General features: G+C 46.6%; 25 protein-coding genes and 1 other RNA gene. 8 read left to right on the top strand and 18 right to left on the bottom strand.

Translation table 11 applies throughout. From position 1 onward, the window contains the following. Positions 1-55: 55 nt before the first annotated feature. The 5 genes from dgcA to VNE01S_RS01060 form a co-directional block, all read right to left on the bottom strand. Positions 56-1,042, bottom strand: a complete 987-nt coding sequence (gene dgcA, locus VNE01S_RS01080; RefSeq protein WP_053395692.1) for an N-acetyl-D-Glu racemase DgcA — start codon at positions 1,040-1,042, stop codon at positions 56-58. Then, positions 1,035-2,057, bottom strand: a complete 1,023-nt coding sequence (dgcN, locus tag VNE01S_RS01075) for an N-acetyltransferase DgcN (RefSeq protein ID WP_053395693.1) — start codon at positions 2,055-2,057, stop codon at positions 1,035-1,037. Before dgcN ends, dgcA begins: the two co-directional genes overlap by 8 nt. 82 nt (positions 2,058-2,139) lie before the next feature. After that, positions 2,140-2,859: an ABC transporter permease gene (locus tag VNE01S_RS01070; RefSeq protein WP_053395694.1), complete on the bottom strand. Its 720-nt coding sequence runs from the start codon at positions 2,857-2,859 to the stop codon at positions 2,140-2,142. An 11-nt stretch (positions 2,860-2,870) separates the two neighbouring features. Further along, complete coding sequence (locus VNE01S_RS01065) at positions 2,871-3,587, bottom strand: ABC transporter permease (RefSeq protein ID WP_053395695.1); 717 nt, start codon at positions 3,585-3,587, stop codon at positions 2,871-2,873. Positions 3,588-3,649: 62 nt separating this feature from the next. Continuing rightward, a complete protein-coding gene (locus tag VNE01S_RS01060) occupies positions 3,650-4,429 on the bottom strand; it encodes a transporter substrate-binding domain-containing protein (protein WP_053395696.1) in 780 nt (259 codons plus the stop codon). Between the two features lie 195 nt (positions 4,430-4,624). Here VNE01S_RS01060 and VNE01S_RS01055 point away from each other — a divergent pair, with 195 nt between their 5' ends. Further along, positions 4,625-5,620: a LysR family transcriptional regulator gene (locus VNE01S_RS01055; RefSeq protein WP_053395697.1), complete on the top strand. Its 996-nt coding sequence runs from the start codon at positions 4,625-4,627 to the stop codon at positions 5,618-5,620. Between the two features lie 17 nt (positions 5,621-5,637). Here the strand turns inward: VNE01S_RS01055 and VNE01S_RS01050 are convergent, their stop codons facing one another. The 3 genes from VNE01S_RS01050 to VNE01S_RS01040 form a co-directional block, all read right to left on the bottom strand. Further along, positions 5,638-5,967, bottom strand: coding sequence for a zinc ribbon domain-containing protein YjdM (locus tag VNE01S_RS01050; protein WP_053395698.1), 330 nt, complete (start codon positions 5,965-5,967; stop codon positions 5,638-5,640). A 218-nt stretch (positions 5,968-6,185) separates the two neighbouring features. After that, an RNA gene (gene ffs / locus VNE01S_RS01045) (signal recognition particle sRNA small type) lies at positions 6,186-6,282 on the bottom strand. Between the two features lie 196 nt (positions 6,283-6,478). Then, positions 6,479-7,219 (bottom strand): VP0952 family biofilm-associated protein, encoded by a 741-nt coding sequence (locus tag VNE01S_RS01040; RefSeq protein ID WP_053395699.1) that lies wholly within the window; start codon positions 7,217-7,219, stop codon positions 6,479-6,481. Positions 7,220-7,269: 50 nt separating this feature from the next. On the opposite strand from VNE01S_RS01040, the gene VNE01S_RS01035 reads away from it, so the two are divergent. Then, on the top strand, positions 7,270-7,575 hold the full coding sequence (locus VNE01S_RS01035; RefSeq protein WP_053395700.1) for a DNA base-flipping protein: 306 nt from the start codon (positions 7,270-7,272) through the stop codon (positions 7,573-7,575). A gap of 31 nt (positions 7,576-7,606) precedes the next feature. Here the strand turns inward: VNE01S_RS01035 and VNE01S_RS01030 are convergent, their stop codons facing one another. Next, positions 7,607-8,035, bottom strand: a complete 429-nt coding sequence (locus tag VNE01S_RS01030) for a YbaY family lipoprotein (RefSeq protein WP_053395701.1) — start codon at positions 8,033-8,035, stop codon at positions 7,607-7,609. A 193-nt stretch (positions 8,036-8,228) separates the two neighbouring features. On the opposite strand from VNE01S_RS01030, the gene tesB reads away from it, so the two are divergent. After that, positions 8,229-9,089, top strand: a complete 861-nt coding sequence (gene tesB, locus VNE01S_RS01025; protein WP_053395702.1) for an acyl-CoA thioesterase II — start codon at positions 8,229-8,231, stop codon at positions 9,087-9,089. A gap of 23 nt (positions 9,090-9,112) precedes the next feature. On the opposite strand, the gene VNE01S_RS01020 is transcribed toward tesB, so the two are convergent. Further along, positions 9,113-9,580: an Lrp/AsnC family transcriptional regulator gene (locus tag VNE01S_RS01020; protein WP_053395703.1), complete on the bottom strand. Its 468-nt coding sequence runs from the start codon at positions 9,578-9,580 to the stop codon at positions 9,113-9,115. Positions 9,581-9,704: 124 nt separating this feature from the next. Here VNE01S_RS01020 and VNE01S_RS01015 point away from each other — a divergent pair, with 124 nt between their 5' ends. Further along, positions 9,705-10,772, top strand: a complete 1,068-nt coding sequence (locus tag VNE01S_RS01015) for a PLP-dependent cysteine synthase family protein (protein WP_053395704.1) — start codon at positions 9,705-9,707, stop codon at positions 10,770-10,772. Between the two features lie 78 nt (positions 10,773-10,850). Here the strand turns inward: VNE01S_RS01015 and VNE01S_RS01010 are convergent, their stop codons facing one another. Both VNE01S_RS01010 and VNE01S_RS01005 read right to left on the bottom strand, forming a co-directional pair. Continuing rightward, the gene (locus VNE01S_RS01010) at positions 10,851-11,171 is read right to left on the bottom strand and encodes a DUF1244 domain-containing protein (RefSeq protein ID WP_053395705.1); all 321 of its coding nucleotides are present in this window, start codon (positions 11,169-11,171) and stop codon (positions 10,851-10,853) included. Positions 11,172-11,302: 131 nt separating this feature from the next. Then, the gene (locus VNE01S_RS01005; RefSeq protein ID WP_053395706.1) at positions 11,303-12,175 is read right to left on the bottom strand and encodes a Tim44 domain-containing protein; all 873 of its coding nucleotides are present in this window, start codon (positions 12,173-12,175) and stop codon (positions 11,303-11,305) included. A 244-nt stretch (positions 12,176-12,419) separates the two neighbouring features. Between VNE01S_RS01005 and VNE01S_RS01000 the strand changes: the two genes are divergently transcribed. The 3 genes from VNE01S_RS01000 to VNE01S_RS00990 all read left to right on the top strand — a co-directional run bounded on the left by VNE01S_RS01000 (position 12,420) and on the right by VNE01S_RS00990 (position 15,939). Next, the gene (locus VNE01S_RS01000; protein ID WP_053395707.1) at positions 12,420-13,010 is read left to right on the top strand and encodes a TetR/AcrR family transcriptional regulator; all 591 of its coding nucleotides are present in this window, start codon (positions 12,420-12,422) and stop codon (positions 13,008-13,010) included. Between the two features lie 27 nt (positions 13,011-13,037). Next, the gene (locus VNE01S_RS00995) at positions 13,038-14,909 is read left to right on the top strand and encodes an MFS transporter (RefSeq protein WP_053395708.1); all 1,872 of its coding nucleotides are present in this window, start codon (positions 13,038-13,040) and stop codon (positions 14,907-14,909) included. A 106-nt stretch (positions 14,910-15,015) separates the two neighbouring features. Next, positions 15,016-15,939: a YeiH family protein gene (locus tag VNE01S_RS00990; protein WP_053395709.1), complete on the top strand. Its 924-nt coding sequence runs from the start codon at positions 15,016-15,018 to the stop codon at positions 15,937-15,939. Between the two features lie 266 nt (positions 15,940-16,205). Here the strand turns inward: VNE01S_RS00990 and menE are convergent, their stop codons facing one another. The 6 genes from menE to VNE01S_RS00960 all read right to left on the bottom strand — a co-directional run bounded on the left by menE (position 16,206) and on the right by VNE01S_RS00960 (position 23,400). Beyond that, positions 16,206-17,585, bottom strand: coding sequence for an o-succinylbenzoate--CoA ligase (menE, locus tag VNE01S_RS00985; protein ID WP_053395710.1), 1,380 nt, complete (start codon positions 17,583-17,585; stop codon positions 16,206-16,208). Continuing rightward, positions 17,585-18,571, bottom strand: coding sequence for an o-succinylbenzoate synthase (gene menC, locus VNE01S_RS00980; RefSeq protein ID WP_053395711.1), 987 nt, complete (start codon positions 18,569-18,571; stop codon positions 17,585-17,587). The genes menE and menC overlap by 1 nt, the downstream gene beginning before the upstream one ends. A 114-nt stretch (positions 18,572-18,685) precedes the next feature. Beyond that, the gene (menB, locus tag VNE01S_RS00975) at positions 18,686-19,552 is read right to left on the bottom strand and encodes a 1,4-dihydroxy-2-naphthoyl-CoA synthase (protein ID WP_053395712.1); all 867 of its coding nucleotides are present in this window, start codon (positions 19,550-19,552) and stop codon (positions 18,686-18,688) included. A 37-nt stretch (positions 19,553-19,589) separates the two neighbouring features. After that, positions 19,590-20,378, bottom strand: coding sequence for a 2-succinyl-6-hydroxy-2,4-cyclohexadiene-1-carboxylate synthase (gene menH / locus VNE01S_RS00970; RefSeq protein WP_053395713.1), 789 nt, complete (start codon positions 20,376-20,378; stop codon positions 19,590-19,592). After that, on the bottom strand, positions 20,368-22,092 hold the full coding sequence (gene menD / locus VNE01S_RS00965) for a 2-succinyl-5-enolpyruvyl-6-hydroxy-3-cyclohexene-1-carboxylic-acid synthase (RefSeq protein WP_053395714.1): 1,725 nt from the start codon (positions 22,090-22,092) through the stop codon (positions 20,368-20,370). Before menD ends, menH begins: the two co-directional genes overlap by 11 nt. Then, entirely contained in the window at positions 22,093-23,400 is a 1,308-nt protein-coding gene (locus tag VNE01S_RS00960; RefSeq protein WP_156309863.1) for an isochorismate synthase, read from the bottom strand. 219 nt (positions 23,401-23,619) lie between these two features. Between VNE01S_RS00960 and VNE01S_RS00955 the strand changes: the two genes are divergently transcribed. Continuing rightward, positions 23,620-24,834, top strand: coding sequence for a pyridoxal phosphate-dependent aminotransferase (locus VNE01S_RS00955; RefSeq protein WP_053395716.1), 1,215 nt, complete (start codon positions 23,620-23,622; stop codon positions 24,832-24,834). Positions 24,835-24,854: the final 20 nt, after the last annotated feature.

The following is a 24,854-nucleotide window of genomic DNA, read 5'->3' as shown; positions in this document are numbered from 1 at the left end:
ATAATAAAAAAGCCATGGTGGCAAACCATGGCTTTTCATTCTGACTCAACAGTCGCTAACCCCATACACCGTCCGTCGGCTCCACGACACTCTCTCGGTAGTTAAGAGATGGCGATCTATCTTCCGATAGCAGTAGTGGTCCATCGATATCCACCCAGCGAGCTTGCTGTGCGAGCAATAAAGCAGGCGCCATCGCGAGTGACGTACCAATCATGCAACCAACCATCACTTCAAAGCCCATATCCTGTGCTTCTTTAAGTAATGCCAGGGCTTCTGTCATACCGCCAGTTTTATCTAACTTGATATTGACGGCTTGGTAGCGCCCTTTCAATGATTCGAGCGAGGTGCGGTCAATACAGGACTCATCAGCAGTGATAGGCAACGCTGGTGTAATCGTTTCCAGCAAGTGCTCTTCCTCAGAAGACAATGGCTGCTCAACCATTTCAACGCCTAACTTTGCCAACTCTGGTAAGTAGTCACACAGCTGAGCAAAACTCCACCCCGTATTCGCATCAATCACTAAACGCGTATTTGGTGCGGCTTCTCGTACCGCGCGAACACGCTCCAAGTCTCCTTCACGTCCAAGCTTGAGCTTAAGGATCGGACGATGCTTTTGCGCAGCAGCAGCTTTGGCCATATGTTCAGCACTATTGAGCGATAAAGTAAATACCGTTGTCACTGGCTGAGGAGCCTCGGCAAATCCCGCCATTTGCCAAGCGGGTTGTTGCTTAAGCTTAGCTTCCAGCTCGAATAACGCGCAATCTATGGCATTACGCGGCGCAGCAGACGGTAATCGCTCACGCAGTTCTTCACGGCTGATACCCGCCTCTACGGCTTCGATCACGGATTGCACATCTGCCAACACATCGTATGGATAATCCGGCTCAAAGATGTTCATGCGCTCACACTCTCCGCGCCCAACACAGCCATCTTGCTCAATTTCAACCACAACAACTTCACCGTGCAACATGGGATCCATACGAGAGATAATAAACGGCTCGTGCAGTGGCCATTTTTCCACACGTACATTCATCTTACGCATAGCACACCTCTTCAATACTATCGATGATTTTCGCCACGCCTGTTCGCACCGGATCAACAACAGGGACCCCAAACTGCTTCTCAATTCGTGCGATTTCGTCCAGTGCCGCTTCCTCTGTCATGCTCGCCGTATTCAGAGCGATACCACCTAAGCGAATATTCGGGTTCGTCACACGGCCCATAGTGAGGTTAATGTCGATGGTGGTTTGCAGATCAGGTACGCTGAAACCTTCCATTTCATCCATCTGAGTACGACCAGCTTCGTGACACACAATGATCACATCCGCCTGAGCGCCGTGCAGTAGACCCAAGCTCACACCAGCATAAGCAGGGTGCAGCAGCGATCCTTGACCTTCGATAATATCCCAATGATCGGGCGCGTTATCTGGTGATAGGCTTTCAACCATACCGGAGATAAAGTCAGACACGACAGCGTCCACTGGCACGCCGCTGCCTTCGATTAAAATGCCAGTTTGGCCAGTCGATCGGAAGGTAGCTGGAATGCCGCGTTTTTCCATTTCTCGATGAATCGCCAACGTGGTGAACATTTTGCCAACACAACAATCTGTACCAACACTGAGTAGACGCTTACCGCTACGAGGCAATCCGGTACCACATACCATTGGGCCTTGAGGCACACGTACGTCCAGTAGTTTTTGCCCGGTACGCTCTGCCGCAGCAACCAGTTCTGGTACGTCATTTAAGTGCATGTGCAGTCCGCTCGCGACGTCCATTCCCGCTTCCATCGCCTCGATCAGGATATCAACCCACTCTTCTGGCAAAGTACCGCCCACAGGAGCTAAACCAAGAATAAACGTTTTAGCACCGCATGCCGCTGCTTCTCGCGGAGACATTTCCGCGATGCCAAGATCAGCCTTGGCGCCCGGCAATCGATACTGCGCCAAACATTTCTCTGGGCGCCAGTGTGCTACGCCTTTCGCGACTTTCGCCATTAGAAGATCATTTGCATCGCCCAAAAATACCAAGTACGGCGTTTTCAATTCAATCTTGTTCATTGTGTCGATCCTTTTTATAGTCAAAACGAGCCCACAAGAGCCTTAACTCCCGTTGCCAACTGGTTGTAGTAAGGTTTAAAAATTAGGTCGCGGCGGCGGTCACAGATTTCGCGCCCGGCGTTCGCTGAATTTGATGACGGTATAAGTAACGTTCTGCCTGACGCCATGCCATTACAAACAGAGTTGCAATAATTAAGTACATTGCTGCCGCCAGAAAGTAAGTCGAAATATCAAACGTCTGAGAAAATGCGCGTCGGGTCTGTCCCATCAGATCCATCACGGTGATCACACTCGCAACGGCTCCGCCTTTGAGCATTAAAATGCACTCGTTACCCAAAGCTGGAAAAGCAATTCGATAAGCCAGTGGTAAGACAATATGTTTATAAAGCAGGCTGTTATGCATACCCATAGATTTAGCCGCTTCAATCTCGCCAGCGTCTACAGATTGAATAGCACCGCGCAAAATCTCAGTCTGATAGGCTAGTGAATTGAGGGTAAACACCAGCATCGCGCAGTTAACGGGATCTCTGAAGAATGTCCATAGCCCCATATCCATCAACCAAGGACGGAACTGTCCTGAGCCGTAATACAACAAAAACAATTGAGCGATGAGCGGCGTGCCACGAAAGAAAGAGATAAATAGCTTCACAGGCCAGCGATAAACGCGCGAGGACTGGATACGCAATATCGACATAGGCAACGCCAGTAGTGCCGCCAAAGACACCGATATGAAGGTAATTTTGAGTGTTATCCACGCTCCATCCAGTAACATCGGAGCCACTTTAGCAATAAAATCCATCATAACCTTCCCCCTTATCGACTCACGCGAACGCCGCGTTTAGAATGCTCTTCCATTACAGCTAACAACCTTTCGCAGCATACGCACACAGCCCAATAGGCAAGACAAACCGTAAGGTAAAATAAAAACGGCTTTTTAGTCGCGCCAACCGCAATATTGGCCGCACGCATCAGATCATCAAGTGCAATGACTGACACCAACGCCGTATCCTTAAGTAAGTTGATCCAAAGGTTACCCAAGCCTGGCAATGCCAAGCGCAGTAATTGTGGACGCTCGATAAACCAAAAGATCTGCATTCGGGTCATCGCAAGCGAATATCCAGCCTCACGCTGGCCTTTATCCATGGCTTTCCATGCGCCGCGCAACACTTCCGCTGCATAAGCGCTGAATACTAAGCCCAATGCAATAACGCCCGCACCAAATGGATTCAACTCGAAAAAGCCGTTACTCGGATCAAGCCATTTCAGCGTATTGTTGATAAGAAGACCGACCCCGTGGTAGATGATGAATAGCGTCAATAGCTCCGGGAGGCCACGCAGAACCGTCGTGTAGACATTGGCAAACCAGCGATAGCTTTTGTTCACACTGATCGACAGTGCCGCCACGCCTGTTCCTATAACCAGCCCTACAGGTAAAGCACACAGTGCTAAGCCAAGAGTGACAACCAGTCCCTTCAGCAGCTCGTCACCCCAGCCACTATCACCTAAACTCAGATACGTCAGATAATCCATCACGTTGCTCTCTTTATGATTTACAACTCAGTGGCGACCAAAGCCGCCACATTGAGGCCAGCTTATTTAAGCGTCAGCAAGTTAATCGAAAAGAACTCGTCATTAATTTTCTGATAAGTGCCCTCTTTGATGATGTTTGCCAATGCCTGATCAACACGCTGACGAAGAGCTTGGTCTTCTTTGCGCAATGCGATGCCCACACCGTCACCCACGTATTCACGATCAGTAATCAATTCACCCACTTTTGTACAGCATGCACCATCTTCAGAGCTCAACCAGTCGGTCATCGGCATAATATCGCCTGCCTGAGCATCAATACGACCACTCACCAAATCAAGGTTCACTGCATCCTGCGTTGGGTATAAACGCACATCTGAGTCTGGGTACTTCGCCAGTAGATACTCGGCTTGTGTAGTCGAGCCTTGCGCACCAATAATCATCCCTTTCATCGCTTCAGGGGAAACATCTTTGATTCCCGAGCGTTTATCGACAACAAAAGTCATCGCAGAAGCCTGGTAAGGTTCACTAAATGAGACCTGCTTTTTACGCGCATCAGTAATGAACATCGAGGCAAGAATCATGTCGTATTTACCCGCCAAAAGCGCTGGAATAATGCCATCCCAATCCTGCGCAACAAACTCACATTCCACTTTCATCTCTGCACAGAGTGCTTTACCAATTTCGATATCGAACCCAGCCAACTGACCGTCTGACGTATAATAGTTAAATGGAGGGTATGCGCCTTCGGTGCCAATTCTAATCGTTTCCGCGCTGGCACTGACTGATGCAGTCAACGCCACTGAGCTAGCAAGCAAAGCACCTAATAATTTTCCTTTTGCCATCATGGATTCCCTTCTAGTTTTGTTATGGTTGAATTCTGGACTCTCGTTCACTGTGAAAACGACTTCCTTTCATTTCAGCAAACGATTACAAGGACGTTATTGAGTATGTTAAAAAAACGTTAATATCCAAAATGATGAATAAGTATGATATACATAGCCTGTCGCTATGGATAAGAAATTCAAGGAACGAACCCCATGCTTAATGCGAAAGACCGACTGCTGCGTAACCTAGACTGGAACTTGCTGTATACCTTTCTAACCATCGTTAACGAAGGCGGTATCAGCGCCGCAGCCCGTAAGCTATCTCTCAGCCAGCCCAGTGTCAGCAATGCATTAAAGCGGCTTGAAGAACACGTAGACAAGCGACTAATTTTGCGCAAAAAAGGCGTTTTTTCTCTCACTCTTCACGGGATGCGTGTGTACGAGTATGCCTCTTCGGTCAGCCGAATCATCGGCAATATGGCCGATCAATTCGTCGATCAAACGGATAATATTCAAGGGGAATTGATCATTGAAATCGCCAGCCACCTGCAATGTACTGCGTTTGATGCCACTCTGACGCAATACCACTCACTATTTCCTAACGTCATTTTTAATGTGAATACCCACCCTAGCGCCGATATCGTCAGCCACGTTGCGGATGGATTATTAAGGATTGGATTAAGCAACAAGAAAATTGCCAAAACAGGCATTCGCTGTGATTTTCTCGGTTACGAACAAATGGGCTTTTATTGCGGGCGCACTCACCCTTACTTTGGCCGCGATGATCTGACGCTAGAAGAGATTAAAGGCTTACCTTATATCTCGTTTGAAAGTGACCAGCCTGGGGAGGGGTTGGATGCCATTGCGCACTTTCGCGAACAACAACAATTTTGGGGGAAGCTCGTTGCGGTTTCATCAAACCTAGAGGAAGTTCGCCGCATGATAATGGCGGGTATCGGTTTTGGCGCACTCACCGTTGAGAGCGCGAAGCCCTACGTGGCACAGGGATTATTGTGGCCGCTACCACCATACGAATCACTACCCGTTACAGAGATGTATCTCGTAACACCCGAAACCGTTTCACTAAACGATATCGAGGTGCATTTTGTTCGCTTACTCAAACAACAAACGCAAAAGCTGGTGCGTGACACATTGAACGTGATTCAAAATGCACACCACCAGCCGACAATAGGGAAAAGCGAAGAATAATGAGCGATCAGTATAGCTTAGGCTTTCTTTACAAATTTGGCTGTCACCATCATCTCGCCTGTTCCATCTACTTTGCAGTCGAGTTGATGATCCTTGCCTTCAACAATCCGTCTAACAACCGCTTTAGTACCAATTTTTAGTACCAGCGAGCTACCTTTAACTTTGAGATCTTTGGCGAGCGTTACTTTGTCACCTTCCGCCAAAAGTGTGCCATTTGCATCATGAACACTGAATGCTTCTTCAACATCTGAGGGATTCCATTCATGGCCGCATTCAGGGCACACAAGGTTGCTCTGATCTTGGTATACATACTCAGATTGACAGTTGGGGCATGGAGGACAAGACATAAATTACCACTTGAAAATAAAGACTTTGGTGTATGTTAATGCGTTGTGTTAACACGATCGAGAAGATTTTCGTAATTATGCTTACCCGCAAACACGGCACACTCTAAAGATTGGCCGCAACGACCTAATCGTGAATGCCTGTACGGATAAAATATTAGACTTTGCGAAATTTCAGATAGCAAAAATCCGCTAATAAAAGCGGCTTTTCCAAGGGGTGGAAGCCCCAGCCACATCCCGGCACACAAGTCACTCGCTGCGGCTGCTTCCTTCCGGACCTGACCGAGTTCACGAGCTATTGTTGCGGGAGGACCAGAGCCTCCATAGATTCGTTTTCCTTAGCATCGCTAAGGAGTGATGAGGATTATCAAGCATCCCACCCTGTATTTCAAGCGCGTTACCAAAGAAAAATGACATTTTTAGTTTAACTGCTTGGTAAGTAACCATAAACCGAAATTTTTGTGTATTTTACATTCACGTTGAAATGAAAGCCTTGGTCATTAAGCTTTACAATTCATACATCTTGCTCTTCTTCAACACTTCGTAAGATGTAATCCGTCATCCAGGCTGTCGCTAGTAAGCAAAGCCAAACAACAAAAACGGGGTTAGGAACTTCGACACTTGGAGAAACGACTAAAGCGGCAAAACCAACTGTGGGCAAAGTCCAACACAACAATTTAGACCATTTGAAGCTCTTTAACTTCGACAAACTCTCCATAGAGGCAATAATACCTGTTACCGACAACGCCACCAACGCGGCGTATGACAAGTCTGCAATCCAAAGAGGAAGAATGAGTCCCAACACCCACCAACTGTGTCTATTCGAAGGTTTCCAATGATTCGCCGCCCACCAAATAACAACAACGGTCAAAAGCTGGATTACCGTGACTATTGGTTCACCAGCGAGCTTCCCGCCAATCTGTGTCACCATAATCCCGACTTGCAGCGTGACAACAATCAACGCAGAGGTTAACAAAACACCCAAGCTGCTTCGCTTAGAGAAAACAACCATCAATAATGGAAATAACACCCATACGCTTACAGATAACGCGATAGGTTGATACGGCAAGGTTAAACCGTAAGCGGTCATAGCGGCCATAAGCACCAGCCCTACAATGCCTCCCTGAGGCAATACCCAAAGAGCAGGTATGAGTAAAGCAAGCACCGGAATATCACCTTCACTTAAGCTGATAGCCCGTGCACATACCACCGCTAATAGAGTTGTCACAATGAACTGAAATGTAGAAAATACCATGCCCTCTCCTTATCCCTTCCTGGAACTTTTATACCAAGGACAAATTCATTATGGACCAGTTTTTAGCGCAAATCTTTGCTGTAATTCACCAAATTCCGCGTGGAAAAGTAACAACTTACGGTGAAATTGCGAAATTTGCGGGTTACCCCGGATATGCACGGCATGTTGGAAAGGCTTTAGGAAACTTACCAAAAGACAGCAAATTGCCTTGGTTTCGCGTCATTAATAGCCAAGGGAAAATTTCACTTAAAGGCGATGATTTAAAAAGACAGCGGGATAAACTCATTGAAGAAGGGGTTGAAGTGACACCTGAAGGAAAGCTAAACCTGAGAAAATACAAATGGCGACCAATGTAGCCGCCATTATTCATAATAATATTAAAGGGGATTATCGTGCCGCTGAGATCAAACGCAAGTTGACGTTATCCGTAGTGTTGGCATCAGTAATCACTTGATAAGACGTATCTGTAATAAACCTAAGCTTGCCATCAACCTCAATGCGCGCGCTAACGCTATAGCGATTACGCGCTTCAATTTTCGCAGTGTCGTATGCCAGCACAAAATCAAACGGGACTTGAGCGCCATTCGTTTCAAACTTATGTTCTGCGATCACCTTGGCTGGTGCATCCGCTAAAGACACGTCTTGCAACTTCACGGTCACGACGGCATTGTCTGGCAGCGCGATACGCTCACGATAGAATACCGTCCCCGTGATGGAGTCCATCTTTGCTTCTTTTACTTGTTCTTCAGACATTTGGCACCCCATTAAAACCGCGCCCAATACCACTGACATTACAAGTGCTAGTGCCTTTTTCATAAAGCCTCTCTTAAATCATTAAATTTAAAGAAATTATAGATAGTGTTCTGTGCTAAGTCATCGAATCAAGTGAAGTGTTGACAGCTTTTTAACGCAACAAGGTCCTTAATGACATTGTGCTCAAACATCTGTTTATATTATCGCTAAAGTGCGTAAAATAATCGGTTAGATAATAGTAAAGAGGGGATCATTGATGAGTAAGCCACTCAGCGAACTGCTGGATTTGCTGCAATTAGAGAAGTTAGAAGAAGGCCTATTTCGAGGCCAAAGTGAAAACCTAGGCTTACCGCAAGTTTATGGCGGTCAGGTTATTGGCCAGGCGCTTTCTGCCGCTCGTTATACCGTTGACCCCGATCGTACTGTCCACTCCTTCCATAGCTACTTCTTGTATCCAGGAGACTCAGAAAAACCCATCATCTATGATGTCGAGAACCTTCGAGATGGGCGCAGCTTTAGCACACGCCGTGTTAAAGCGGTTCAAAATGGTCGACCGATTTTTTATTTAACCGCATCGTATCACGGTGAAGCACCGGGTTTTGAACACCAGAACACCATGCCTGACATCCCTGGGCCAGAAAACTACGCTTCGGAATCAGAGCTGGTTGCTCGCATTGCGCATAACCTGCCTGAAAACATAAAACGTGTTTTTTGCGGCGAAAAGCCGATCGAAATACGACCAGTAACAGTGGTTAACCCGTTAAAACCTGAGAAAGTAGAACCAAAACAATATCTTTGGATTAAAGCCAACGGCGAAGTGCCTGATGACCACCTAATCCACCAATACTTGTTAGGTTACGCATCCGATTGGGGCTTTTTAGTGACAGCGCTCCACCCACATGGTGTGTCTCTGATGACACCCAATTTCCAAGTGGCCACCATCGACCACTCTATCTGGTTCCACCGACCATTTAAGATGGATGAATGGTTACTGTATGTAATTGATAGCCCAACAGCGAGCAATACTCGTGGCTTAGTACGCGGCGAAATCTACAACCGTGCAGGAGATCTGGTCGCGACAGCAGTACAAGAAGGCGTAATGCGTTTTACTAAATAAAGTCTACAACTTGGCGGGGAGCTTTATTCTCCGCCCAGTGGTAATGCCGTTGTGTACTTGAGTGGTTCCATTGCAAAAGTAGACGTCACGTTAGAAATACCCTCTACAGAGTTCACCAGCTTCTTGTAAAAGCGATCAAAACTTTGCATATCTTTCACTAGCACTTTCATCATGTAGTCGTATTCGCCGGCCATACGATAAAACTCCATTACCTCTGGAAACTCCGACGCTGTTAAAACAAACTTACTGTACCATTCGTGGGAGTGGTCGCTGGTTTTAACCAATACAAACGCCGTAAACGAAAGATCCAACTTTTCAGGGTTCAGCAAAGCCACTCTTTTTTCGATCACTCCTGACTCTTCCAGCTTTTTCAGACGCTTCCAGCATGGCGTGGTGGTCAAGTTCACCGCTTCTGCCAAATCACTCAGTGACAGTGTGCCATCTTGCTGCAGCAAGCTGAGGATTTTCCTATCAGTTTTATCTAAATCCATCTATACCCCATCAATATAAGAGAAATATTTTCTCTAAATTAAGCAAAACTGAGCAAATATAGCAAAGCTTTTCTCCAGCCTAGTAGATAAATTATCAACATAATAAGTCTTATGGAGTTCCCCTATGTGTACTGATCACAATTGGATTAATGATGCGGTAAGAAAGATTGAAGCGGATTATCAACGTAGCGCTGACACCCATCTGATCAAGTTAGATTTACCCAGTGTCGATGGCATTGATATCTATCTGAAAGATGAAAGTACACACCCAACTGGCTCACTAAAGCACAGGCTGGCAAGATCATTATTTCTGTACTCGATTTGTAACGGCTGGGTTGGTCCGGACACTCCGATCATCGAATCTTCTTCTGGAAGCACGGCTGTGTCTGAAGCCTATTTTGCACGACTTCTTGGGCTACCATTTATTGCTGTGATGCCCAAATGTACTGCGCGTAAAAAAATAGAGCAGATAGAGTTTTACGGTGGTAAAGCACACCTAGTCGATCGCTCCGATCAAATCTATGCGGAGTCCAGACGTTTAGCAAAAGAGCTAAATGGTCACTACATGGATCAGTTTACCTATGCAGAACGCGCAACAGACTGGCGTGGTAACAACAACATTGCCAACTCGATTTTTAATCAGATGAAGATGGAAGCGCACCCTGTTCCCACCTGGATCGTGATGAGCCCGGGAACAGGCGGTACATCAGCAACCATTGGCCGCTTTATTCGCTATCAAAAATTCGACACGAAACTGTGTGTGGTTGACCCAGACAACTCTGTATTTTTTGACTATTTTCAATCTCGCAATGCCGACATAACGGGCGATCATGGCAGCAAAATAGAAGGGATTGGCCGCCCAAGAGTAGAGCCAAGCTTTATTCCTGGAGTGATCGATGAAATGCGAAAAGTGCCAGACGCGGCGTCTGTGGCTACCGCGCACTGGCTCGAAAAAATTCTTGGCCGTAAAGTCGGGGCATCAACTGGAACAAATTTATATGGCGTCCTGCAGCTAGCAAGCGAAATGAAAGCCAAAGGCGAAACAGGCTCTATCGTAACCTTGCTGTGTGACAGCGGGGAACGCTATCTAGACACTTACTATAACCCTGAGTGGGTGAAAGAGAATATTGGTGATTTACAACCGTACGCGGCGCAGCTAGAAAGCTTTGAAGTCACTGGACATATAAATTAATTATTCTTAAACCGTTAACAACGCCAGATATGAAAACGCCACTCCATCAAGAGTGGCGTTTCATTTTTAATAGCGCGCTTACTTTTTATTTTGGCGGGCTTCGAACGCTGCCAACTGCTCTGGCGTTGCGGCTGGCTGATGGTTTTGTTTCCACTCGTCGTAAGTCATGCCATATACACGTTCACGCGCGTCATCAATATCCAGCTCTAAGCCTTGGTTCTCTGCTTCAGCTTTATACCATTTGCTAAAACAGTTACGGCAGAACCCTGCAAGAATCATTAGGTCGATGTTTTGCACGTCTTTATTGTCGTCTAAATGAGTCAACAAACGACGAAATACCGCTGCATCTAGCTTGTCTTGTTCTTCTTGAGACAAATTCTTGTATTTAAATTCAGCCACTTTACTCACCTTATTATCTTGATTGTTTTAGAAATAGTAACAAGTATTAAAGCTGATACCAATCGTAGGAATCAGAGACAATACAAAAACGCCCGAGTATCAACTCGGGCGTTTATTCTATTTCTTGTATCTTAACCTTGGATGCCGACAATTAACCACGGTGCGTTTGGTGTGGTTAAATCGCGCTCTAGGTGCCAGATATCTTCAATGTTCTCTTCAACACCTTCTACCGAATCACGGTAGCGACCGCTAAACTGCAGGCTAAGCTGAGCTTTAGACGCGTCGTAATCAGCACGTACGATTTCTGCATCTACATACATTACGTCGGTGTGTTGTTCACCGTCTAACTTGGCACGTTCGGCTTTTAGATCTTCAAACAAGCTTGGAGATACGTATTCTTCAATCGTGTCCAGTTGGTTATGGTTCCATGCGCCTTGCAGGGTACGGTAGTGCTCGCGTGAACCGTTAATAAACGCCGCTTGGTCAAAACCCGGTGGGTAGTTATGTGGTACGTCTGTTTGTGTACCGAAACCAAAGCCACCTTGTGTGCCTTGAGGCTGTTCGAAATTATGCACATTTGGCTGCTCAAACTTTGGCGCAGATCCGCCAAATGCAGGCTGTTGGCGATGTTGGTTCATACTACCCTGCTTCGCGGCAAGTACACCACGCATCAGCTTGAAGATCAGGAAAGCAACAAGGCCAATGATCAGAATATCCATAAACTGGATACCTTCAAACGCGCCGCCAAAGAATGCTGCAAGCAAACCACCAGCTAATAGACCGCCCAAAATACCGCCCATTAGGCCTTTTTTGCTAGAGCTCTTTGCTGCTGTTGTTTGATCTTTACCAACAGTGTTGGTGTTTTGAGTTTGTTGCTTAGGCGCTGGTGCCGTTTTGTAGCTTTTACCAAACGACTTACTGCCACCAAACTTCTTCGCTTCTGCAACCGGAGTAATGGCAACAGAAACCATTAGCAAAGCAACAAGAGAAAACAATCGTTTCATATTTATCCTTTCGGGTTCTTTCGAGGTATAAGGGCGCGCTTATCTTTCGTGATTGTATTCGTTCGAAATATAAATACGGCCTGAATTCTAGTTATACTTTTATAATATAGATTCGACAACTGTAAGCAAACTAAAAGCTCGCTCGCACATGTATCAGAATATTGCAAATAGTCAGTGACTGAGTTGACGCTATAGGGTGTCGCTCATTAGAATATTGAACGTTGTTCATTTAAAAAATTTTATCATGGCAAGACGAAACGATCATACAAGAGAAGAACTTATCGAACTTACCTTAAAAACAGTAAGGGAATTCTTAAGTGAAAATTCATATCACGAGCTAAGCTTGCGCAAAATCGCAAATATGATCGGCTACGTGCCAAGCACGTTGGTTAACGTGTTTGGTAATTACAATTTATTATTGCTACATGCCGTTGCACAAACACTGGACGAGCTATCTAACGAGGCACGCTCATCCGTATGTGAAAAAGACGATCCTAAAACCGCTTTATACAAACTTGCCTACTGCTACCATGATTTCGCCCACAAGAACCCTTACCGCTGGCAGCTCATTTTTGAGCACAACATGAATGGAGAACCCCTCCCAGAATGGCAGGCTGAGCGCATTGGAAAAATGACTGGCATGCTTGAATATCTTCTAAAGCTCCTTGCGCCTGAACGCAGCGATGAAGAAGTCTTAAAAGCAAGCCGAGTTCTATGGTCAGGTGTGCATGGTATTACTCTTCTCAGTGTCGACGACAAATTCTTTGCTTCGCTGCCTATCGATGGCAAAGAGCTCATCGACAACTTACTGGACAACTATCTCGCCAACTGGTAACCGCACCCTGAAGGAATCTAGGTCATCATGCCAAACAGTCAAACCTCCCTATTAGGGCAGAAGCGCTTTCTGCCTTACTTTATTACGCAGTTTTTTGGCGCGTTTAACGACAATATTTTTAAAAATGTCTTATTGCTTTTTGTCGCTTTTGCTGGCGTAGGCGTGTTACCTATTTCAAGCAATCTTTTTATCAACCTTGCAGCTGGCTTATTCATTCTGCCCTTCTTCCTTTTTTCTGCCTCTGCGGGTGTTCTGGCTGACAAATACGAGAAATCTTGGTTCATTCGTAAAGTGAAAATTGCGGAAATTGGCATTATGTGCCTAGGAGCGATTGGCTTTATTACTGAAAGCTACTTGATCCTGTTGCTACTGCTGTTTCTTATGGGTACGCAGTCCGCATTTTTTGGGCCAGTGAAATACGCTCTCCTACCTCAACAGCTAAAACAAGAGGAATTAGTGCCCGGTAACGCTTTGGTTGAAACAGGCACTTTTCTGGCTATTTTGCTTGGTACATTAGGGGCGGGCGTCATCGCCTCGGCCGAGAACGCAAAATATCTCGCCGCAGGTTCCGTAGTTCTATTCGCATTACTGGGTTATATTTCAAGTCGCTCAATTCCTGAAGCGCCTGCCAGTGCTCCTGATCTCACATTCCGCTGGCGACCAATCCAACAAACAAAGCAGACCATCGCCATTGCCAAAGCGGACAGAACCACTTTTCAAGCTTTAATGGCCATCAGTTGGTTCTGGTTCTTGGGTGCGGCCTACCTCACCCAGTTTCCTAATTTTACTAAAATTTATCTTAATGGCAGCGAAAGCGCCGTGTCGTTTTTGCTCGCGCTGTTTTCTATCGGAATCGCGGTGGGTTCACTGGCCTGTGACAAGCTGTCTAACCACAGAATAGAAATAGGTATTGTTCCACTGGGCAGTTTGGGAATTACTATCTTTGGGTGGTTAATGGCAAGTTCGGTTCCATCTAGCCTACCCGAGTTTGAAACCTTTGCTGACTTTGTAGCGCATCAACCTTTATGGCCTGTGTTTGTTTACTTACTACTCTTAGGCGCCTCTGGCGGTATATTTATTGTCCCTCTCTATGCTTTGATGCAGCAAAGGGCAAAAGTGACGGAACGTGCACAAGTCATCGCCGCATTGAATATCTACAATTCACTATTTATGGTGGGCAGCGCTGTATTGGGCATTGTGTGCTTAACGGTTATCAAAATGTCTATTCCGCAGCTATTCATGTTACTTGCGGCGATGAACTTGATAGTGGCGATATACTTATTCCTGCAACGACCTATCTTTGTGGTTCGCTTCCTAGTCTGGGTATTAACTCATACTATGTACCGAGTCACACATAAAAACCTTCACCACTTACCAAAGAAAAGTGGCGCTTTGATTGTCTGTAACCACGTCAGCTATATGGATGCTTTACTGCTGAGTGCTGTTTGCCCTCGCCTGATCCGCTTTGTAATGGAAGAAGATTACGCCAACCTGCCAATACTGCGCCGATTCTTAAAGCGCGCGGGGGTGATTCCTATCTCTGCTTCCAACCGAGGCTCGATCCGCAGGGCGTTCAATGAGGTTGAACACGCGTTAGCTGAAGGCCATATTGTGTGTATTTTCCCTGAAGGCAGGCTTACTGCCGATGGCGAAATGAATGAATTTATGCGCGGGATGGATATCATCTTAAAACGTAGCCCTGTCCCTGTGATTCCAATGGCACTAAAAGGCCTTTGGGGCAGCTATTTTAGCCGTTACAAAGGGAGTGCATGTAAAGGACTGCCAACACGTTTCTGGTCTAAATTAGAGATTGAAGCCGGAGAACCCGTACCTTCAGAGATAGCAACCACCACCTTGATGCATGAAAAAGTGTCCACTTTACGTGGAGATTGGCGTTAGTCACTTTTGTTCAACTTTTATGAACAGGTGTTCAAATCATTCAATTATCTTTATCGAAAGAAGTCCCTTACACTAGGGCTTCTTTCGATCTTAAGCTGTTGCCATAATGAATAATTTAAAAAAGCAGTCCCCATTCTGGATAGCCCTTGTAATTTGTTTGTTTCCCTTTATTTCTTCACCAACGGCGTTAGTCATTGGTTTTTTACTGGCATCGATTGGACTGGTTCCAACCCAATTAAACCTTGCCAAGTTCACGAAGAAACTGCTGGCCTACTCTATTGTAGGTTTGGGTTTTGGTATCCAATTTGAGCAAGCCCTAGCCGTCACTTCCGATGGTATCGGCATTATCGTAACAACCATTTTCGGCACCCTACTCTTTGGCTGGTTCATTGCCAAAGCAATAGGATTAAATAAGCAGACTGGCTACTTAATTTCTGCGGGCACCGCCATTTGTGGTGGCAGCGCGATTGCCGCCGTATCTCCAGCGATTAAAGCCAACGACGAGCAAATTGGTTTGTCACTGGCAACGGTGTTTGTCCTGAACTCTGTCGCGCTTTTTGTGTTCCCTGTGATCGGTCACGCGCTCAATTTAGACCAGCACACGTTTGGTACTTGGGCAGCAATTGCAATTCATGATACATCGTCTGTGGTTGGTGCAGCATCGGCCTATGGTGAAGAGGCTCTGACCACAGCAACGACGCTCAAACTCGCGCGTGCCTTATGGATCATTCCTGTGGCTCTATTCAGTGCGTTTCTATTTCGTAATGACTCGAAGAAGGTGACCATTCCCTACTTCATTTTGTTTTATTGCGCTGCGATTGCTGTGAGTGACTTGCTGCCACAATTTGAAGTGGTGTATCAGGGAGTTTTTGAGCTGGCTAAACGCGCACTGGTCGTCTGCTTATTCTTGATTGGTTGTGGAATTTCGGTCGATAAACTCCGATCGTCAGGACCGAAACCACTCATGTTTGGCGTCACATTGTGGGTGCTCATTTCCACCCTATCGCTAGCATGGCTAATGTTAAGTTAACGATCTTCTGGCTCTAGCGCGACCTTTTGGGGTCGCGCTTTTTTATGTTGAATACTAGCCCCATCACCAACAAAAAAGCACATAGCTCAGCTAGAGATCGTGTCAGTCCTTCACTTTGCGTCGCAACAATCACTTGAAGCACAATCGCTACAATTAAAATCGCTTTCATCACGTCTTCTTATACCCGTTTCCATACTAGAACCGAACTATTATGAGATAGAGTTATAAGACGACTAAATTATCTTTTGGACTATGAAATTGCGAAATTAACTAAGTTGACTTTCTAACCACTGCTTCACTTTGCTTCTGGACACTTTGATGCCACCAGCCAGCAGTGACTCCGGCATCGCATAGTACGCCACTGGCCATTTAAATCGAGTCAGTGAGCCAAGGTAGTGCTCAATTTCATCTTGCATGATTTCTGAGCGAGTTTGAATGACCGCGACAGGCCTGTGGCCAAATTCTGCATCAGGGACCGGAACAACAATTGACTGAATAATCTCTGGGTGCAGGTTTAACGCGCCTTCGATCTCTTCGCAATGAATATTCTCCCCACCGGAAATAAACAGGTTGTCCGCTCGACCGATGATTTTCAGTTCATCGTTGATCCATTCACCAAGATCTTTGCTATCAAACCAGTCATTTTCAACCAGCGGCGTGAGTCTTCCTTGGAAATAATAACCAGACGCGAGTGTTTCACCGCTAATATAAATTCGTTGCCCTTTTAGTCTCACTTTACGTTTCGGCAGTACTTTACCTGCGCTGTAACTTTGATCGATTTTCTTCGCTGTCACAGTCGACGCAGCTTCTGTCATGCCATAACCTAACCACGTTTCAATCCCTTGCGCGGCCGCTAGGTGGCTAATTTCAAGCGGGACATGGCTACCACCGAGCAACACATGAGTTAAAGAAAGGGATTGCTCGCTATCCAATAACCGCTTGAGTTGAGTTGACACCAAAGAGGCGTGAGTGGCACCTGTGATGTCTTCGAGCAAGTTTCCGCTGCCTACCTTGAGGGTTGCGCCAACATAGAGCCAACGATAAATAATCGCTAAGCCCGAGACGTGGTACATAGGCAAACTCAGCAACCAGGTATCACCTTGCTTAAAGCTAAACCTTTCCAGCAAACCAGATGCAGAGGCTAAGTGTTGCCCAGAGGTATGCGCCACCGCCTTTGGAACACCGGTCGAGCCGGAGGTAAAGACAATAGACGCGAATTGTCTATCACTATACCCTGCACCATAACCTGACTTTAATCCGCTGGCTTTATCCTCACCAAAGCAGACAGTGTTCGATAGATGTGATGATGAGTTTGATTGGGCTGACCAGAGTTTGGGTGGATTAGGCTTGGCATAGAGCGCATTCAGTTTAAGCGCTAACTCTTGCTCTGTTTGCAGCATAGTAAGCGCACAGATCGCGCCAATCTCAAGGCAAGCCAGATAGGTTAGTAGCAGCTCTGGACTATTTTTACCGACACAAGTCAGTACGTCATTTTTCTTTACGCCTTGAGCAAGTAAAGAGGCCGCTACCTTATCCACTTTTTCAGCCAATTGAGCCCAAGTATATTGTGACTGAGGTGTCACTAACGCTAATAAAGATGGGCTCTGCTGAGCCCATCTTTTGAGTGGTGATTGATTCAGTTCCATTAACACTGCCAGATAAGCGCTTGATCAGACAGCGATACAATCGGCAACTCACAGCCAGGCCAAGCCACTTCAAGTTGCTGAGCAAACAAGCCCACAGTATCTAACCCCGGGACTTCTTGCGGTAATTGCCACTGCGCTAACCTAGCAAGCTGCGTCAAACCTAAGCTCGATTCAATGCTTGAGCTAATGATCGCTTTAATCCCCAGAGCTTTGGCTTTGGCAATCAAACCGAGACAACGCTCTGCTGAGCCAATCAAAGTCGGCTTGATGATGATGGCTTTCGCCCCGTTAAGATCTTCAAGCGCAAAGTGCTCTTCCTTAATAGCGTGTTGCAATGTTTCATCCCACGCGATCGCAATACCTGTATCTATCGCGAATGAAAAGCTGTCTCCCGGCGATTGGCAAGGCTCTTCGATAAATGCGATTCGCTGACGTAAAGACGGCGCAATCTTCTTAGCAAATTGCTGCGCTTTTTCTGCTGTCCAGGCTCGGTTTGCATCCAAACGGAGAGAAAGATCGGGAATGGACTCTAAGAACAAGTTGACGAGCATGCCGTCGCGAATCGGCTCATACAGGCCCACTTTGATCTTTGCTACTTTCTCACCCTGCATGGCGTTAAGTTTAGGTAACAGCTCATCGGGATCACCAGAGCAAAGTGGTGCAGCTTGATAGCAACCTTCTTCTGGCAAAATGCCATCAAGCTCTAACTGAGCCATTGAAAGACCAAATGCCACCGATGGGTAAAGAGCTTCGAGATTAATCTCTTTTTCATGCTGCCAAAGCGCCAGTTGCTCGACCAGTTGAGAGTATGCGTCATCCATCGACTCGACGCTAAAGCCTGGTAGCGGAGCGATTTCCCCTCTACCTGTCTGCCCATCCATTGTTAATTCAACAATGAACCCTTCGCGTACTTTTAGCCTTTGTTCACGCAGTATCACGCCACTGTCCATCGGCAATTCATAGCGATACAGTTTGGCAGATCTCATACCAATATTCCCTTTTTGTTATCAAGATAAATTGAGCGCTGCTATATTCTCGCACTCAAGAAGATGGCCCCTTAATTAAGGAGCCATCAAAATAAAACCTGTAAATTGTGCGGTTTATGGATTACGAGGGAACTTGTTAAAGTCCGGTCGACGCTTTTCATTAAACGCGTTGCGGCCTTCCTGCCCCTCTTCCGTCATGTAAAACATCATGGTCGCGTTACCAGCCAGTTCTTGTAAGCCCGCCTGACCATCACAGTCCGCGTTCAGCGCCGCTTTCAGGCAACGAAGCGCCATTGGGCTATGCTGCAGTGTTTCACGACACCAGCGGATCGTTTCCTTTTCCAAATCTTCGACAGGAACCACCGTGTTCACTAGCCCCATATCGAGCGCTTCTTGTGCGTCGTAGAAACGACATAAGAACCAGATCTCACGCGCTTTCTTCTGACCAACAATACGCGCCATGTAAGAGGCTCCCCAACCACCATCAAAAGAGCCCACTTTAGGGCCGGTTTGACCAAACTGAGCATTCTCTGCTGCGATGGTTAGATCACACATCATATGCAATACATGACCACCACCAACAGCCCAACCGGCCACAGAAGCAATCACAGGTTTTGGACATGTACGGATTTGACGTTGGAAATCCAATACATTGAGATGGTGAGTACCAGAGTCATCTTGGTAGCCGCCGTAATCGCCACGGATTTTCTGGTCACCGCCTGAACAGAACGCTTTCTCGCCTAAACCAGTAAGCATGATCACGCCGACGCTTTCGTCATAGCGTGCGTCAGCCAACGCGTTAATCATCTCTTTTACCGTTTGAGGACGGAATGCATTGTGCACTTGAGGACGAGCAATCGTGATTTTAGCGATGCCATCTTCTGACTTGTGGTATTGAATATCTGCATATTCACCGGTGCAGTCATTCCAGTAGACTGGAGCATAGAGTTCTTCTTCTGAGATACCGACTGTTTTTGACATGGTGATTCCTGTTTAATTCTCTAACTCACTCACTTGACTAAGGTGTCAGATGAGTTTGGATTTGAGTACAAATAACGTTCGCGAACGCCTCTGGTTGCTCTATATGAACATTGTGCCCGGCCTGCGCGATTGGGCTAAAAGACAATCCACTTTGCTTTGCCAACTGGCCAAACTTGCTGTCTTCTTCACCACAAATGTAATGGATTGTGATGTCCGACTCTTTCAGCAAGTCGAGTAAAAATTCTTGTTTAGCTAGGGATGTTGCTAGCAACATATTCGCTACCGATGAACCAAGATTAGCACTGCGTTTAACGATCAGTTCTTGTCTTTGCTCATGCTTTAGTGAGCTAAATACGGGCTGCTGATACCAATCGTTCAAAACCTGAGCGATTGGTTCGCTGCTCAATCGTTCGGCCCATTTCCTATCGTTTTGTAAACGTGCCTGTTTTTCCTCACTGCATTGCAAACCAAAATGTCCACCTTCCACGATCAAGTGCTGGATGTTTAAGGAAGGAAAATAGTTATGCGCAATGCCTGACATCGCGATGCGAGCACCCAGCGAGTAACCAACCAATACTATAGGACGATGAGAGGCAATTTGGGTGAGGACCGCGTCAGATATTTGATCGCAACAATCTCTAAAACTGTTACAAGATTCTAATGCGCTCAAGCCATGACCGGGGAGATCGATAGCAATAGTTGGCAAATCCCCTAAATGTTCCAAAGATGATTGCCAATCCTCGCCTGAACCTAATAAACCGTGCAGAAAAACCACCACTGGGCCGGAAGTGTCACGTAAGCTGTTACTAATTCGACTATAGAGCATAAACTTGTTGGATAAATTCTTTCAGTTGCTGGGAAGCTTGTTCTGGTGGTGTTTGAACTTCCACTAATAGCGCACCACGACCACGCTCAAGGTGCTCTGTAATTAACGTTTGATAATCTGCCACCGTTTCCGGTTTGGCGTAGCCCAAATGAAACTGCTTAGCGGCAAATTGGAAATCAAAGCCATGTGGCATTTGATAAAGAGCTTGTTTCTGCTGCTCTGGAACGGGTAAAAGATCAAAAATCGCGCCGCCATCATTATTGGTCACCACAATAACCACTGGCGTGCTTGCTCGGCTAAAGAGCGCCAAAGAGTTCAAATCGTATAGTAACGACGTATCACCAAGATAAATTACCGTCGGCTGCGAATTAGCGCGAAGTACACCAGAGGCGGTGGCAATTAAACCATCTATCCCCGATGCGCCGCGATTACTGTAAACCTCATACCCATCGACTCGACCGAACATATCCACCAAACGGACAAACAAGCTATTGCCAAAAAAGATGTGCGTCTCTTCTGGCAATTGATTGACCGTTAGTGCAACCGCGATTTCGGTGAGCTTGGTATCCGTCGAAAGGTGTAACGAGGCCAACTCCGTCAGTTGCTTTGACAATGGGATCAATCCATCTGCCCAATTCGATGTCTGTACCAATAATGCAGGAATCGCTGCACGGAAGGCGTCAAGCCAAGAGGAAATATCACACACATGATGAGTTTGCATCAAATGCGAGGGGTTGTTGCGGTCAAAGCTTGGAGAGACGTAATGGTACTCTGCCTCTCGGCACTCAACTTGCTGGCTGAGCCACTGATTCAAGCGCTTAGAAATAATGCGCGAGCCAAATTGAATCACCAATTCACATTGGTTAAGCGCCTCGGCTTGGGCTGTGTTCTGCAACCAAAGATCATAGTGCGCCCAAGCTGAAGTTTGCCCAGACTGAGGATCGCACAGCAGTGGCCAACCAAGTTTTTCCGCCAGTTGTTTGGCTTTACTCGCTTCGTCTAACGTCACACTGCCAAGTATGAACACGCCTTTTTTCGATACAAACTGGGCAGTTTGAATGCTCGGTTCCGCTTGCCTAAACTGCTTATGCGTAAAGGTCTGCGAGCTTTGCCACCAGCGAGACACACTATCCATATAAGATTGATAAGTCGTTTTATCTTGGTCACTGTAGAGCGGCTCTGGAAACGGACAGTTGATGTGCACAGCACTGCCCTTTTGCGCTTGCTCGAACATGACTTGATCGACCGACGTTAGCAGCCACTTTAGCGGCGTATGTAAACTCGGACTTGGCAGTTCAAGCGCGGCAGAAACATGTTCAGAGAAAATGCCCGATTGATTGATGGCCTGATTAGCACCGCACCCGACTAACTCGATTGGGCGATCAGCCGTCAGCACCACCAGCTTTTCTCCGGTCAGTTTGGCTTCGGCAATCGCGGGCAATAAGTTGGCTACCGCCGTGCCCGAGGTAACTACAACTGCGACAGGTCGCTGTGATGCTTTGGCTAGACCCAGCGCCAAAAAGCCTAAACCACGTTCGTCAAAGTGCGTGTGTAGGGTTAACTTGGTGTTTTCGTCGGCTTCAAGCGTCAATGGTGTCGAACGCGAGCCCGGTGCGACACAAACATCGGTAACACCAAAACGGGTTAACTCTTCTAAAATCGTTTGACACCAAATTCTATTGATGACGGCTTGATGAATTAGGTTACTGCTCATTTATGATGCGACCCCAAGCGGCGCGTGATCGGAAATCAAAGATAATAACGTCGACATTTTTTTATCAAGCTCCTGCCACTCATGCTCGGCCACAGAGCCTGGGACGATCCCCGCTCCTGCAAACAGCTGGACTTCTTCGCCCAACACCAAGGCACTGCGTATCGCCACACAAAACTCTGCACGCTGATGGCTGATAAAACCCATTGAGCCAGCATACCAACCACGGGCAAACGGCTCGTGTTGCTGAATAAATGCCATCGATTCCTTGCGTGGCAATCCCGCCACTGCCGCTGTCGGTTGCAAAGCACTGAGCAGTTGAACACCATTGACGCCTTTTTTGAGATGGGCATGAATACTGCGCTTAAGATGCTGTACTTTACGTAAGCGCACTAAACGTGCTTCCTCTTCGACACAAACAGTTTCAGAATGTGGCGTCAAACGCTCAATAATGTCATCAACCACGTATTGGTTTTCATTGAGGTTTTTGCTGTCGTTAGCCAGCCAGTTGGCTAGTTCCATATCTTGGCTCGCATTAGCACCACGCCCAATGGTGCCTGCTAATGCCTCGGTATAAAGCTCCTGCCCTTGCCGAGCGTACAATCGTTCTGGTGTAGACCCGATAAAACTGTGCTTTTTATCCAGTGACAACATAAAGTGGAAACTGTGATGATTTTGTAGATAGCTTGCTTTGAGAAACTGGGAAGCACACAACGACTCATCCAACATGACCGACGTTTTGCGCGCTAAAACCACTTTCTTAAATTCGTTGTTATCAATACCCGTCAGCACTTTCTCGACCAACTCGCCCCAATGCGCTTTGCTTGGCGTATGCTCAATGTGCTCGACTTGGGCGGAGACGGGAGAAAGCGCACTAACCTCGTATTGCAACTTATACAGCGCTGACAACGTTCGGTGTTTTTCCGCCGTAAGGTTCACGGCTAGGGAGAACTGATCGTCAAATCGAATCAGTTCAATTTGCGGCAAAAAGAAGAGTGACGACATACAACGACGATTTTTGTCCGTATGCCCATCAAAGGAACGACCGCCCCAAACTCTCTGATCACCCGAAAGGATCGCGTAAGCGGGTGCCGGATCAACAAACGTATGCAGTTGCCCGAGTGCGACCACTTCTTCACGCGTGTCACGAGACTGCCAATAAAACTTAGGGAATAGTGGCTGAGCTTCTAGCCAATCTATGAATGCAAAGTCAGGTTTTTCCTCAAGAATTTGAACTAAACGGGTAACACCGTCTTCTACAACCTTGACGCGTTCAATCAGCTCACTTACGGCTTGATGAAAGTATGACAAATCAGCCTCGTATGCATGGGGATTGTTATTCATTTTAAACCGCTACTCTATTAATAGACCCTATTCAAATCAAGGTTGTCTCGAATGTTTTGCATAATCCTGTGATAATGAGCGTGCTACAAGAATCGAAATAGCCCTATTCAATCAGATTTTTATTCTAAAGAATCATTTTTTGATGTAGTTTAATAAAGAAATACATTTAATTTTAGGTTTTACGCAATGCAAAATATCGAGATGTCGTCAAAACTCGATAATGTCTGCTACGACATTAGGGGACCAGTACTCAAACATGCTAAGCGCATGGAGGAAGAGGGGCATAAAATACTGAAGCTGAATATCGGTAACCCCGCCCCATTTGGCTTTGACGCCCCTGACGAGATCTTAGTAGACGTAATCCGTAACCTACCGACCTCTCAGGGCTACTGTGATTCGAAAGGCATCTACTCTGCTCGTAAAGCCGTGGTGCAGCACTACCAACGTAAAGGCATCCGCTCTCTAGATGTGGAAGACGTGTATATCGGTAACGGTGCGTCTGAGCTGATCGTCATGTCGATGCAAGCGCTGTTGAACAACGGCGACGAAATGCTGGTGCCTGCTCCAGACTATCCGCTGTGGACGGCCTCTGTGTCTCTATCAGGCGGTAAAGCGGTGCACTACCTTTGTGACGAGCAAGCGGATTGGTATCCAGATCTGGATGACATCAAAAAGAAAATCACACCGAAAACACGCGGTATTGTTCTGATTAACCCGAACAACCCGACAGGTGCGGTTTACAGTCGTGATTTCCTACTCGAAGTGATCGAAATTGCTCGCAAGCACAAACTGATCATTTTCGCCGACGAAATCTACGACAAAGTGCTTTACGATGGTGCGACACATACTTCTATTGCCACACTCACTGAAGACGTGCTCGTGGTGACGTTCAATGGCCTATCAAAAGCATACCGAGTATGTGGTTTCCGTGGCGGTTGGATGTTTATCACCGGTCCTAAGCACCAAGCTCAGGGTTACATCAATGGTTTGGAAATGCTCTCCTCAATGCGTTTGTGTGCCAACGTGCCAATGCAGCACGCCATTCAAACCGCGTTGGGTGGTTATCAAAGTATTAACGAGCTTATCCTGCCGGGTGGCCGTTTACTCGAACAGCGCGATCGCGCGTATGAGCTGATCACTCAAATCCCTGGTGTTTCTTGTGTCAAGCCAAAAGGCGCGATGTACTTGTTCCCTAAAATCGACACCAAGATGTACAACATCAAAGATGACCAACAAATGGTGCTTGATTTCTTGGTCCAAGAAAAAGTGCTGCTGGTACAAGGCAGTGGCTTTAACTGGCCAAAACCCGACCATTTCCGCATCGTGACCCTTCCTCACGTGGAAGACTTAGAAATGGCGATTGGCCGCTTTGAGCGATTCTTGTCGACCTACAGCCAGTAGTAATTAGCGTCTAACTTTCA

It is taken from the genome of Vibrio nereis NBRC 15637, from assembly GCF_001591105.1.
Classification (GTDB): Bacteria; Pseudomonadota; Gammaproteobacteria; order Enterobacterales; family Vibrionaceae; genus Vibrio; species Vibrio nereis.
Note: the sequence above shows the minus strand (reverse complement) of the source record. Positions and strands in the feature narration are given on the sequence as shown.